A 12,235-nucleotide genomic window follows, 5' to 3' on the forward strand; every position below is an offset into this window, starting at 1 on the left:
CGTGGGGGGGGGGGGGGGGGGGGGGGGGGGTGGTCGCGCGCCCCGGGGGGCGGGGGGGCGCGCGGGGGTCCCCCGGGGGGGGGCCCCCACACCCCCCGGGGGGGGGGGGGGCGCCGCCCCCCCCCGGCGAAGCGGAAGATCAGCCCTGCGGGTGGTGGGCCGGGATCGGGGGGAGCTCGCCGGTGGTCTCGTACGCGGAGAGCATCTCGATGCGGCGGGTGTGGCGCTCCTCGCCGGAGTACGGGGTCGCCAGGAAGGCCTCGATGAAGCTGACGGCCTCGTCCTGGGTGTGCATGCGGCCGCCGACGGAGATCACGTTGGCGTTGTTGTGCTCGCGGCCGAGCTTCGCGGTCTCGACGCTCCAGGCCAGGATGGCGCGGACGCCCTTGACCTTGTTCGCGGCGATCTGCTCCCCGTTGCCGGAGCCGCCGATCACGATGCCGAGGCCGTCGGCGTCCGCGGCGGTCTTCTCCGCGGCTCGCAGGCAGAACGGCGGGTAGTCGTCCACCGCGTCGTAGATGTGGGGCCCGCAGTCGACGGGCTCGTGGCCGTTGTTCTTGAGCCAGTCCACCAGGTGGTTCTTGAGCTCAAAGCCGGCATGGTCGGATCCGAGGTACACGCGCATGGGACGAGTGTGGCACGAGCGACCCTCAAGGCCCGCGGAGGGGTGTCGCGTAAGTCACTTCTAAAGCTCAAGTAAACCCAAAGAACGCAGATGGGACAGGGGGGACCGAGGTCCTGGACGTTCGTCCCTACGCAACGATCCGGATTGGGGTCTTCCGCCCTGCGTTCATCTCAGGTTTGAATGCCGGGGCTCGCAACCCGAGAACCTAAGGATCCGTCCATGAGCTCCACGACGACCCTTCAGAAGGAAGGCAACCCCACCGGAAACAACGGTGACGGTCAGCCCTCCGACGGTCTGAAGGCCGGTCTCAAGAACCGCCACCTGTCCATGATCGCCATCGGCGGCGTCATTGGCGCCGGCCTCTTCGTCGGCTCCGGTGGCGGCATCGCCAAGGCCGGCCCCGCCATCCTGATCTCGTACCTCCTCGTCGGCGCGATGGTCGTCTTCGTGATGCGGATGCTGGGCGAGATGGCCGCCGCCAGCCCGAACTCGGGCTCCTTCTCCGCGTACGCCGACCGCGCGCTCGGCCGCTGGGCCGGCTTCTCCATCGGCTGGCTGTACTGGTTCTTCTGGGTCGTCGTGCTCGCCGTGGAGGCGACCGCCGGTGCGAAGATCCTCGAGGGCTGGGTCCCGGCCGTCCCGCAGTGGGGCTGGGCCCTGATCGTGATGGTGGTCCTGACGGTCACCAACCTCGGCTCGGTCGCCTCCTACGGCGAGTTCGAGTTCTGGTTCGCGGGCATCAAGGTCGTCGCCATCGGCGCCTTCGTGATCGTCGGCATGCTCGCCGTCTTCGGCGTGCTGCCCGGTTCGGACAACCCGGGTGCGGGCTTCGCGCACCTCACCGACGCCGGCGGCTTCATGCCGAACGGCTGGGGCTCCATCCTCACCGGTGTGCTGATGGTCGTCTTCTCCTTCATGGGCAGCGAGATCGTCACCCTGGCGGCCGGCGAGTCCGAGGACCCGCGCCGCGCGGTCACCAAGGCCACCAACTCGGTGATCTGGCGTATCGGCGTCTTCTACCTGGGCTCGATCTTCATCGTCCTCACCCTGCTGCCGTGGAACGACAAGTCGATCGTCGACAAGGGCTCGTACGTCGCCGCCCTGGACTCCATCGGCATCGCGCACGCCGGCCAGATCATGAACGTGATCGTCCTGACCGCCGTTCTGTCCTGCCTGAACTCGGGCATGTACACGGCCTCCCGCATGGCCTTCTCGCTGGGCGAGCGCGGTGACGCGCCCAAGATCTTCGCCAAGGTCAACAAGCGGGGCGTGCCCATGGCCGCGATCCTGGGCTCGGTCGTCTTCGGCTTCGCCGCGGTCTACTTCAACTACTCCTCCCCGGACACGGTCTTCAGCTTCCTGCTGAACTCCTCGGGTGCGATCGCGCTCTTCGTGTGGCTGGTCATCTGCCTGACCCAGCTGCGGATGCGCAAGATCCTCGTCCGCGAGGCGCCGGACAAGCTGACGGTCAAGATGTGGCTCTTCCCGTACCTGACGTGGGCCACCGCCGCGATGATCACCTTCGTCCTGGCCTACATGGTCTACGACAAGGACAACCGCGAGACGGTCATGCTGTCGCTGCTGGTCGCCGCCGTCGTGCTGGTCATCGGCGTGGTGCGCGACATGCGCCGCAAGGCTGCCGAGCGCGTCTAGGCGGGCATGCCCGCAAGCACGGCAGCCCCGGACCACTTCGCGTGGTCCGGGGCTGCCGTGCTTGCAGCGCTTGCCGTACGGGGGCTACTTGCGGCCGACCAGCTTCCAGGTGGCGGGCAGCAGACCCATCGCCAGCGCCGCCTTGAGCGCGTCGCCGATCAGGAACGGGGTCAGACCCGCCGCGACGGCCGCGCCGAAGGACATGCCGGTGGACAGCGCCAGGTACGGCACGCCCACCGCGTAGATCAGGGCGGAGCCCAGCGCCATCGTGGCGGCCGTACGCAGGACCGAGCGGTCGGCGCCGCGGCGGGCCAGCGCGCCCACGACGGTGGCGGCGAGCAGCATGCCGAGCACGTAGCCGAAGGAGGCGCCGCCCGCGCCGGACGTGCCGCCCGCGAACCACGGCACGCCCGCCATGCCGACGAGCGCGTACAGGGCGAGCGAGAGGAAGCCGCGTCGGGCACCGAAGGCGGTGCCCACCAGCAGGGCCGCGAAGGTCTGGCCGGTGACCGGGACCGGGGAGCCGGGGACGGGCACGGACACCTGCGCGGCCAGACCGGTGAGCGCGGCTCCGCCGACGACGAGCGCGATGTCGCGGACACGGCTCGCGGGCAGCAGGTCGGCGAGGACGACGCCGGGGCGGAAGGAGACGGAAGCAGTGCTCATCGGAGGCTCCGCGGAGTGAGGGTGACGGGACGATCACCGACGCTAGTGCGCGGCCGGGCGCCCCCTCGCCGCCGGCCGGGACAAAGCCCTACTCACCGGTTTGGTGGGGAGTGCACAAAGAGGCCGGTTCACACCTGCGCGGCAGTGATCCGCGTCACGAGCCAGATTCAGACAACACGTCCGTTTTGCACGGAGGGGCGCCGTCCGGCGAGACTGTAGGGTCCCGCCAATCCTCTGCGGAGCCCCCACCGCCGCTGCCGAGCACGAGAGTACGAGCACCCACTCATGCGCGACCGCTTGCCCACCGCACCGCCCACCGGACCCACCCCTCCTTCCGGGACCGAGATGCCGGCGGAACCCCTCAGCCACAGCCTCAAGCAGCGCCACCTGACCATGCTCGGTCTCGGCGGCGTGATCGGCGCCGGGCTGTTCGTCGGATCCGGCGCCGGCATCGGCATCGCCGGCCCCGCGATCATCTGCTCGTACCTGCTGGCGGGCGCCCTCGCCATGCTGGTGATGCGCGCGCTCGGCGAGATGTCGGCGGCGATGCCCGCCTCCGGCTCGTTCTCCGTGTACGCGGAGCGGGCGCTGGGCCGCTGGGCCGGTTTCTCCGCGGGCTGGCTCTACTGGTTCCTGCTGGTCGTGGTGCTGGCCGTGGAGGCCACCGGCGCGGCGAAGATCGCGAACGGCTGGCTGCCCTCGGTCGACCAGTGGGTCTGGGTGCTGATCTTCATGGTGGTCTTCACCGTGAGCAACCTGGCCGCCGTGAAGAACTTCGGCGAGTTCGAGTTCTGGTTCGCGGCCCTCAAGGTCGGCGCGATCGTGCTGTTCCTGATCCTCGGCACCCTCGCGATCTTCGGGCTGCTCCCGGACACCGACCCCATCGGCACGGCCAACCTGACCGGCCGAGGCGGCTTCTTCCCCGAGGGCTTCGGCGGAGTGGTCGCCGGCATGCTCGCCGTCATCTTCGCCTTCGGCGGCCTGGAGGTCGTCACCATCGCGGCCGCCGAGTCCGACGACCCGGCCAAGTCCGTGGCCCGCGCGGTGCGCAGCGCCGTGTGGCGCATCCTCTTCTTCTACGTCGGCTCGATGGTGGTCATCGTCACCCTGCTGCCGTGGGACTCCCTGAAGCCGGGCGAGAGCCCGTACGTCGCGGTGCTGGACTCCATCGGGATCCCGGCGGCCGGTCAGATCATGAACATCGTGGTGTTCGTGGCGCTGCTGTCCGCGCTCAACGCCAACCTGTACGGCTCCTCCCGCATGGTCTTCTCGCTGGCCGAGCGCGGCGAGGCGCCCCGGGCGCTGCTGAAGGTGTCCGGCGGCGGAGTGCCGCGCCGGGCCGTGTTCGCCTCGGTCGCCTTCGGCTTCGTGTCGGTGGTGCTGAACCTGCTGTGGCCGGACACGGTCTTCCTCTACATGCTCAACGCGGTCGGCGCGGTGCTGCTGTTCGTGTGGGCGCTGATCGCGGTCTCGCAGCTGAAGCTGCGCCGCGCACTGGAGCGGGACATGCCGGAGCGCCTCACGCTGCGGATGTGGTGCTTCCCGTACCTGACGTGGGCGGCGCTGCTCGGCATGGCGGCGGTGCTGGTGCTGATGCTGTTCGACGACTCGGCGCGGCCGCAGCTGCTGTGGTCCACCGGCGCGGCCGCGGCCGTCCTGGTGGTGGCGTGGGTGCGGGAGATCCGGGCACGCCGGGCCTGACGCCGTCGAGCCCGCCTGCCCACCGTCCGGATATTGGACAGGAAACGTTCGATAATCGGACGGTGGGCAGTATGGCCCCATGAGTCAGAGCACCATCACACCCCCGGAGCAGCGGCACGGCACGGCAGCGCCGGCCGACGGCGGATCCCCCCTCGGCAACGGCCTCAAGCAGCGCCACCTCTCGATGATCGCCCTCGGCGGGGTCATCGGCGCCGGCCTCTTCGTCGGCTCCGGCGCCGGCATCGCCGCCGCCGGTCCCTCGATCGTGATCGCGTACGCCGTGTCCGGCCTGCTCGTGATGTTCGTGATGCGGATGCTCGGCGAGATGTCCGCCGCGAACCCCGCCTCCGGCTCCTTCTCCGTGCACGCGGACCGGGCGATCGGCCCCTGGGCCGGGTTCACGGCCGGCTGGATGTTCTGGACGCTGCTGTGCGTGGGCGTGGCCATCGAGGCGATCGGCGCGGCGCACATCATGACCGGCTGGTTCCCCGGCACCCCGTCCTGGATGTGGGTGCTGGCCTTCATGGCCCTGTTCTGCGGCACCAACCTGGCCGCCGTCTCCCACTTCGGCGAGTTCGAGTTCTGGTTCGCCGCCCTCAAGATCGGTGCGATCGCGCTGTTCCTGGGCCTGGGCGTGCTGGCCGTCCTGGGCCTGCTGCCCGGCACCTCCTCCCCGGGCGCCGCCAACCTGGTGCACGACGGCGGGTTCCTGCCGAACGGCACGGACGGCCTGCTGGTCGGGCTGCTGGCCTCGGTCGTCGCGTACGGCGGCCTGGAGACGGTGACCATCGCGGCCGCCGAGTCCGACGACCCCGTCAAGGGCGTGGCCCGGGCCGTGAAGACCACCATGTGGCGGATCGCGATCGTCTACGTCGGCTCGATGCTGGTCATCGTCACGCTGCTGCCGTGGAACGACCCGGCGGTGACCGACGAGGGCCCGTACGCGGCCACCCTGGACCACCTGGGCATCCCCGCCGCCGGCGAGATCATGAACGTGGTCATCCTGATCGCGCTGCTGTCGGCGATGAACGCCAACGTCTACGGCTCCTCGCGGATGGCCCACTCGCTCGTCTCCCGCGGCCAGGGCCCCAAGGCGCTGGGCAAGGTCAGCGGCCGGGTGCCGCGCCGCGCCGTGCTCGCCTCCTGCGGCTTCGGCTTCGTCACCGTGCTGCTGTCGTACTGGTACCCGGACACCCTGTTCGCCTGGCTGCTGAACATGGTCGGCGGCGTCATCCTCGTCGTCTGGGGCTTCATCGCCGTCTCGCAGTTCGTGCTGCGGCGCCGGCTGGAGCGGGAGGCGCCCGGGAAGCTGGTCGTGAAGATGTGGGGCTTCCCGTACCTGACCTGGGTGGCGCTGGCCGGAGTGGCCGGGGTCCTGGTCCTGATGGCCCTCGGCGAGGACACCCGGGTCCAGGTGGTGTTCACCGGCGGCCTCACCCTCGCCCTCGCGGCGACCGGCTACGTGATGCAGCGCCGGGCCGCGACCCGGGCCTGACCGGCCCTCACACGACGAAGGCGCTCCCCTTGCCACCGGCACGGGGAGCGCCTTCGTCGTACCCGGGGCACACCCGGCGAGGTCAGGTGACCCTTACGTGATCACCGGAATAGATACTGCTAGCGTGCAGTTGCGCATTGATTGCAATAAGCAGTTGGCACGCTGAGGGGACCGGATAACACGCATGGCCATCTACACGCTTCCTGAGCTTCCGTACGACTACGCGGCGCTCGAGCCGGTGATCAACCCGCAGATCATCGAGCTGCACCACGACAAGCACCACGCGGCCTACGTCACGGGCGCCAACAACACGCTGGAGCAGCTGGCGGAGGCCCGCGACAAGGAGAACTGGGGCGCGCTCAACGGCCTCGAGAAGAACCTCGCGTTCCACCTCTCCGGCCACATCCTGCACAGCATCTACTGGCACAACATGGCCAGCCCGAAGACCGGTGAGGGCGGCGGCGAGCCCACCGCCGCGGACGGCGTCGGCGAGCTCGCGGACGCCATCACCGAGTCCTTCGGCTCCTTCGCCAAGTTCAAGAAGCAGCTGACGTTCGCGTCCTCCGCCACGCAGGGCTCCGGCTGGGGCGTGCTCGCGTACGAGCCGGTCAGCGGCCGCCTGGTCGTCGAGCAGGTCTACGACCACCAGGGCAACGTGGGCGTGGCCAGCACCCCGATCCTGGTCTTCGACGCCTGGGAGCACGCCTTCTACCTGCAGTACAAGAACCAGAAGGTGGACTTCATCGAGGCCATGTGGAACGTCGTCAACTGGCAGGACGTGGCCGGGCGCTACGCCGACGCCAAGGCGAACACCCCGCTGCTGATCCCCGCCAAGGGCTGATCACGGCCCCACCGAGCCCTCCCCCAGCCTTCGGCCGGGAGGTGCCCCCAGCCTCGTGATCGTCTTCTCAACCTTCGCGTGGGGGCGTCCAACGGAAGACCCCCGCAAGGACGTGACTTGCGGGGGTCTTCCGTGTGTGCGACAGCAGGCCTACTCGAAGGACGGGCCCTTGGTGCGGGTGCGCTTGATCTCGTAGAAGCCGGGGGTGGAGGCGACCAGCAGGGTGCCGTCCCACAGCCGGGCCGCGGCCTCGCCGCGCGGGGTGGGGGTGACGACCGGCCCGAAGAAGGCCACCTCGTCGCCCTCGGCGCCGGGCACGGAGATCACCGGGGTGCCGACCTCCTGGCCGACGCGGTCGATGCCGTTGTTGTGGGAGTCGCGCAGCACCTGGTCGTACTCGTCCGAGTCGGCGTAGGCGAGCAGCTCGGCCGGCAGGCCGACCTCCTCCAGGGCCTCGGCGATGACCTCGCGGGTCGCACCCTTGTCCTCGTTGTGGATCCGGGTGCCGAGCGCGGTGTAGAGCTTGCCGGTGATCTCGTCACCGTGCTTCTGCTGGGCCGCGATGACCACGCGGACCGGCGCCCAGCCCTTGGGGCCGAGGATCTCGCGGTAGTGCTCGGGCAGTTCGTCGAGCTTGTTCTCGTTGAGGACGGCGAGGCTCATCACGTGCCAGCGCACCTCGACGTCGCGGACCTTCTCGACCTCCAGCATCCAGCGGGACGTCATCCAGGCCCAGGGGCAGAGCGGGTCGAACCAGAAGTCGACCGGGGTCTTCTCTCGCACCTGGGTGTCGGCCATGTCTCTCCTCGTGTCGCTTGGGTACCGCGGGTCCTGTTCCCCCTCGCCAACCAGGCCAGGACCCTCCGCATTCCCCCGTGGGAGGATTCGATCAGGTATCGCGATCACGCACGAAGGAGTGCACGTGCCCGGAGAGAATCTGTCCCGTGACGAGGCCCGCGAGCGGGCCGAGCTGCTGTCCGTCGACGGGTACGAGGTGGTCCTCGACCTGCGGTCCGCCGTGGACGAGGCCGAACCGGCCGAGGGGCCGCGGACCTTCCGCTCGGTGACCACGATCCGCTTCCGGGCCGCGGCCCCCGGCTCGGCCACCTTCGCGGACCTCGTCGCCCCGTCGGTGAACTCCGTCACACTCAACGGGCGCGCACTGGACCCGGCCGCCGTCTTCGACGGGGTGCGGATCGCCCTGGCCGACCTGGCCTCCGAGAACGTCCTCGTGGTGGACGCGAACTGCGCGTACAGCCGCACGGGCGAGGGCATGCACCGCTTCGTGGACCCGGAGGACGGCGAGGTCTACCTCTACACGCAGTACGAGCCGGCCGACGCCCGGCGGGTGTACGCGAACTTCGAACAGCCCGACCTGAAGGCGCCCTACCGCTTCGAGGTGACCGCGCCGGAGGGCTGGCAGGTCTGGAGCAACGGCGCCGAGGAGTCCCGCGAGGGCCTGACCCGGCGGTTCGCCGAGACCGCGCCGATCTCCACGTACATCACGTGCGTGGTGGCGGGCCCGTACCACTACGTGACGGACACCTACACGCGCGGGGACCTGACGATCCCGCTGGGCGCGATGTGCCGCAAGGGGCTGGCGAAGCACTTCGACGCCGACGACGTCTTCCTGGTCACCAAGCAGGGCTTCGACTTCTTCCACGAGCACTTCGACTACCCGTACCCCTTCGGGAAGTACGACCAGGCCTTCGTGCCCGAGTACAACCTGGGCGCGATGGAGAACCCGGGGATGGTGACCTTCCGCGAGGAGTACATCTTCCGCGGGAAGGTGACGCGGGCCGCGTACGAGCGCCGCTGCAACACGATCCTGCACGAGATGGCCCACATGTGGTTCGGCGACCTCGTCACCATGAAGTGGTGGGACGACCTGTGGCTGAAGGAGTCCTTCGCGGACTTCATGGGCTCCTTCTCGCAGGTGGAGGCGACCCGCTTCGACCAGGCGTGGGTGACCTTCGCCAACAGCCGCAAGGCGTGGGCGTACCGGGCCGACCAGCTGCCCTCCACGCACCCGATCACGGCCGACATCCGTGACCTGGAGGACGCGAAGCTCAACTTCGACGGCATCACGTACGCCAAGGGCGCGGCGGTCCTCAAGCAGCTGGTGGCGTACGTGGGGCGCGACGCGTTCCTCGAGGGCGCCCGGCGCTACTTCAAGGCCAACGCGTACGGGAACACCACGCTGGACGACCTGCTGGCGGTCCTCGGGGAGGTCTCCGGGCGGGACATGGCCGAGTGGTCGCGGGCGTGGCTGCAGACGGCCGGCGTGAACGTGCTGACGCCGGTGGTGACGTACGACGCGGGCGGCCGGGTGACCGAGCTGGCGGTGGTCCAGGAGGGCGAGGCCCTGCCCGGTCAGCCGACTCCGTCGGCGGGCCGCCCCCACCGGGTCGCGGTCGGCCTGTACCGGCTGGAGGACGGCTCGCTGGTGCGCTACGCGCAGGCCGAGGCGGACGTGGCGGGGGTCAGGACGGTCGTGGCGGAGCTGGCCGGGCAGGAGCGGCCCGACCTGGTGCTCGTCAACGACGAGGACCTCACCTACTGCAAGATGCGCTTCGACGAGGGCTCGCTGGAGACCCTGCGGGTGCGGCTGGGGGACGTCGCGGATCCGCTGGCGCGGGCGCTGTGCTGGTCGGCGCTGTGGAACCTGACGCGGGACGGGCTGATGCCGGCGCGCGACTTCGTCTCGCTGGTGCTGGCCCACGCCGGGCGCGAGAGCGACGTCGGCGTGCTGCAGATGGTGCACGCGCAGGCGCTGACCGCGGTCACGCACTACGCGGCGGCCGACTGGCGCGAGCAGGGCGGCCGGGTGCTGTCGGCGGTCGCGCTGCAGGAGCTGCGGCGGGCGGAGCCCGCTTCGGAGCACCAGCTGACCTGGGCCCGCTTCTTCGCCGCTAGCGCGGCGACGGAGGGCGACTTCCAGCTGCTGCTGGGGCTGCTGGACGGCTCGGCGCGGATCGACGGGCTGGACGTGGACCAGGAGCTGCGGTGGGACTTCCTGCTGCCGCTCGCCGCGCACGGAGCCGTGGACGAGGCCGCGCTGGCTGCGGAACTGGTGCGGGACGACACCGCGTCGGGCAAGCGGCACCAGGTGCGGTGCCTGGCGGCGCGACCCTCGGAGGCGGTCAAGGACCAGGCGTGGGTGGCGGTGGTCGAATCCGACGCGCTGTCGAACGCGCTGGTGGAGGCGACGATCGCCGGTATGCAGCAGTCCTCGCAGCGGGCGCTGCTGGCGCCTTACGCGGAGCGCTACTTCGAGGTGATCGAGCGGATCTGGGCGGAGCGTTCGATCCAGATCGGCATGCACGTGGTGAAGGGGCTGTACCCGTCGCTGGAGGACTCGCCGGCCACGCTGGCCGCGACGGACGCCTGGCTGTCGGCCCACGAGTCGGCTCCGCCGGCGCTGCGCCGCCTGGTGCTGGAGGCCCGTGACGACCTGGCCCGCGCCCTGCGCGCGCAGGCCTGCGACGCGGCGGCCGCCTCGGTCTGACGCACCCGTCGGCGGGGCCGGACCTCGGCCCCGCCGACGGAAGCGAACGGCGGTATCGGCTTTCGAACGGCCGTACTTTAGTGCGGGCTTGTCCGGATTTGTCGACGGGAACGTAACAGGGGTTAGCGGGGCCGGGGCGAGCGGGAATCTCCGCCGCATGAACCACAACGCACCCCTCCCCCTCGCCCACCTCACCGGCAGCCGCCCCCGCGTGCTGAGCCTCGCCCAGCTCCGCGAGCACGGCGTGAGCGCCTCCGACGCCGCCGCACGGCCCTGGCAGGAGATCCTGCCGGGGGTGTTCCTGCTCCACCCGGGCGCCGCGACCAGCGAGGAGCGCCTGCACGCGGCCCTGCTGTACGCGGGCCGCCGCGGCGGCGAAGCCATGATCACCGGGCTGGCGGCCCTCGCGCTGTACCGGTTCGGCTCCGCGCCCGCCCTGACGGCCCTCGCGCAGATCGACGTACTGGTGCCCCACACCCGCCGGCTCCGCTCCGTCGGCACCGTACGGATCGTGCGGTCGCACACCCCGCCCCGCGCGCAGCAGGTGACCTCTCTGCCCGTCGCGCCCGTGGCCCGAGCCCTGGCCGACGCCGTCGCCCAGCTCTCCGACGCGGGCACCGTGCGCCGCCTGCTGAGCGAGGCCGTCCGCGGCGGGCACTGCGAGCCCGCCGCCGTCGTACGGGAGCTGACGGTGGCCCGGCTGCTGAACCGCCCCCACGTGGTCGACGCCGTCGAGTCCCTGCTCGCCGAGGGCCGGGCCATCGCCGAGGACCGGCTGTACCAGCTCGTACGGGGATACGAGCTGCCCGAGCCGGTCTGGAACGTGGACCTGCGCCTGCCCGGCGGCCCGCACGTCGGCGGGGTCGACGCGTTCTGGCCCGAGCAGGCCGTCGCCGTGGAGATCGACACCCGTGCGCCCCGGCAGGGCGAGGACGAGCAGTTCTCGGAGGCCGTCCGCAAGCGGGAGACCCTGGAGCGGCTCGGGGTGACCGTCCTGCACATCACCCCGCGCAAGCTCCGCGACTGGCCCGAGCAGCAGGCCGCGGTCGTCCGGACCGCCCTGACGGCGTCCGCCGACCGCGAGCCCGCCGCCTACCTGGTCGTACTCCCCCGGTGAAGGGCGGCCGGCGCCGGCCGGTCACGTACGCTCGGCGGATCTGCAGGCGTGCACGGAGGAGCGGTGGGATGGCGACAGAGGCGGCGGACCCGCGCCCGCTGAAGGGCGGACCGATCGCCCTGGACCTGCTGAACACGCGCTGGACCCAGGACGGCGGGCCCGCCGACCTCTTCGCCGGGGCCTTCGGGCTGACCCGGGTCGAGGGGCTCGCGGTCTGGCTGCGCACCACCGGGCTGGCCGACCGCTTCCGCGCCGACGCCGCGACCCTCGTCCACCTGATGACCGCCCGCGAGGCGCTGGCCCGGGCCGTCGCGGACCCGGCCGACGCGAGTGCGCGCGCCCTGATCGACGCCGTCCTGGAGCACGGGCGGATCCGGGTCACCCTGACCGCCGAAGGTCCGGGCGAGCGGGCCGAGTTCGACGACCCGACCTGGGGTCCGGCCTGGACGGCCGCCCGCGACTACCTGGAGCTGCTGGTCTCGGCGCCCGAGCGGCTCCGCGAGCACTACGCGCGCACGCGCGAGCGCTGAGAAGCCCGAAGTTGTCACACCCGGTCTGAGACCGGGCACCGTCCCACCTCCGCCAAGAGGTCGGGAAGTCGACAAAGCAACTCTTCAACCCCTGTGATT

General features: G+C 71.0%; 9 protein-coding genes and 1 pseudogene. 7 read left to right on the forward strand and 3 right to left on the reverse strand.

The genetic code is table 11. The features are described 5' to 3' along the window. Window positions 1-139: 139 nt before the first annotated feature. On the reverse strand, window positions 140-625 hold the full coding sequence (locus ACFYXK_RS03935; protein WP_389409675.1) for a ribose-5-phosphate isomerase: 486 nt from the start codon (window positions 623-625) through the stop codon (window positions 140-142). 219 nt (window positions 626-844) lie between these two features. On the opposite strand from ACFYXK_RS03935, the gene ACFYXK_RS03940 reads away from it, so the two are divergent. Beyond that, the gene (locus tag ACFYXK_RS03940; protein WP_389409676.1) at window positions 845-2,278 is read left to right on the forward strand and encodes an amino acid permease; all 1,434 of its coding nucleotides are present in this window, start codon (window positions 845-847) and stop codon (window positions 2,276-2,278) included. A gap of 84 nt (window positions 2,279-2,362) precedes the next feature. Here the strand turns inward: ACFYXK_RS03940 and ACFYXK_RS03945 are convergent, their stop codons facing one another. Continuing rightward, window positions 2,363-2,944: a biotin transporter BioY gene (locus ACFYXK_RS03945; RefSeq protein WP_389409677.1), complete on the reverse strand. Its 582-nt coding sequence runs from the start codon at window positions 2,942-2,944 to the stop codon at window positions 2,363-2,365. 345 nt (window positions 2,945-3,289) lie between these two features. Between ACFYXK_RS03945 and ACFYXK_RS03950 the strand changes: the two genes are divergently transcribed. The 3 genes from ACFYXK_RS03950 (at window position 3,290) to ACFYXK_RS03960 (ending at window position 6,981) form a co-directional block, all read left to right on the forward strand. Further along, window positions 3,290-4,645, forward strand: a complete 1,356-nt coding sequence (locus tag ACFYXK_RS03950) for an amino acid permease (RefSeq protein WP_389409845.1) — start codon at window positions 3,290-3,292, stop codon at window positions 4,643-4,645. Between the two features lie 79 nt (window positions 4,646-4,724). After that, window positions 4,725-6,140: an amino acid permease gene (locus ACFYXK_RS03955; RefSeq protein ID WP_389409678.1), complete on the forward strand. Its 1,416-nt coding sequence runs from the start codon at window positions 4,725-4,727 to the stop codon at window positions 6,138-6,140. A 184-nt stretch (window positions 6,141-6,324) separates the two neighbouring features. After that, window positions 6,325-6,981 (forward strand): superoxide dismutase, encoded by a 657-nt coding sequence (locus tag ACFYXK_RS03960; RefSeq protein ID WP_389409679.1) that lies wholly within the window; start codon window positions 6,325-6,327, stop codon window positions 6,979-6,981. Window positions 6,982-7,131: 150 nt separating this feature from the next. Here the strand turns inward: ACFYXK_RS03960 and ACFYXK_RS03965 are convergent, their stop codons facing one another. Further along, window positions 7,132-7,779, reverse strand: a complete 648-nt coding sequence (locus ACFYXK_RS03965) for a DsbA family protein (protein ID WP_389409680.1) — start codon at window positions 7,777-7,779, stop codon at window positions 7,132-7,134. Window positions 7,780-7,903: 124 nt separating this feature from the next. On the opposite strand from ACFYXK_RS03965, the gene pepN reads away from it, so the two are divergent. The 3 genes and pseudogenes from pepN to ACFYXK_RS03980 all read left to right on the forward strand — a co-directional run. Continuing rightward, window positions 7,904-10,489 (forward strand): aminopeptidase N, encoded by a 2,586-nt coding sequence (gene pepN, locus ACFYXK_RS03970; RefSeq protein WP_389409681.1) that lies wholly within the window; start codon window positions 7,904-7,906, stop codon window positions 10,487-10,489. 157 nt (window positions 10,490-10,646) lie between these two features. Continuing rightward, window positions 10,647-11,606 (forward strand): hypothetical protein, encoded by a 960-nt coding sequence (locus ACFYXK_RS03975; protein WP_389409682.1) that lies wholly within the window; start codon window positions 10,647-10,649, stop codon window positions 11,604-11,606. 68 nt (window positions 11,607-11,674) lie between these two features. Beyond that, window positions 11,675-12,106, forward strand: a pseudogene (locus ACFYXK_RS03980) (ABATE domain-containing protein); the annotation flags it as partial. Window positions 12,107-12,235 lie beyond the last annotated feature (129 nt).

Source organism: Streptomyces sp. NPDC002209, assembly GCF_042890265.1.
In the GTDB taxonomy this organism is placed as follows: domain Bacteria; phylum Actinomycetota; class Actinomycetes; order Streptomycetales; family Streptomycetaceae; genus Streptomyces.

Excerpts from the sequence above, each read along its gene's own strand:
- ACFYXK_RS03935 (WP_389409675.1), bottom strand. The coding sequence starts at position 625 with ATGCGCGTGTACCTCGGATCCGACCATGCCGGCTTTGAGCTCAAGAAC.
- ACFYXK_RS03940 (WP_389409676.1), top strand. The coding sequence starts at position 845 with ATGAGCTCCACGACGACCCTTCAGAAGGAAGGCAACCCCACCGGAAAC.
- ACFYXK_RS03945 (WP_389409677.1), bottom strand. The coding sequence starts at position 2,944 with ATGAGCACTGCTTCCGTCTCCTTCCGCCCCGGCGTCGTCCTCGCCGAC.
- ACFYXK_RS03950 (WP_389409845.1), top strand. The coding sequence starts at position 3,290 with ATGCCGGCGGAACCCCTCAGCCACAGCCTCAAGCAGCGCCACCTGACC.
- ACFYXK_RS03955 (WP_389409678.1), top strand. The coding sequence starts at position 4,725 with ATGAGTCAGAGCACCATCACACCCCCGGAGCAGCGGCACGGCACGGCA.
- ACFYXK_RS03960 (WP_389409679.1), top strand. The coding sequence starts at position 6,325 with ATGGCCATCTACACGCTTCCTGAGCTTCCGTACGACTACGCGGCGCTC.
- ACFYXK_RS03965 (WP_389409680.1), bottom strand. The coding sequence starts at position 7,779 with ATGGCCGACACCCAGGTGCGAGAGAAGACCCCGGTCGACTTCTGGTTC.
- ACFYXK_RS03975 (WP_389409682.1), top strand. The coding sequence starts at position 10,647 with ATGAACCACAACGCACCCCTCCCCCTCGCCCACCTCACCGGCAGCCGC.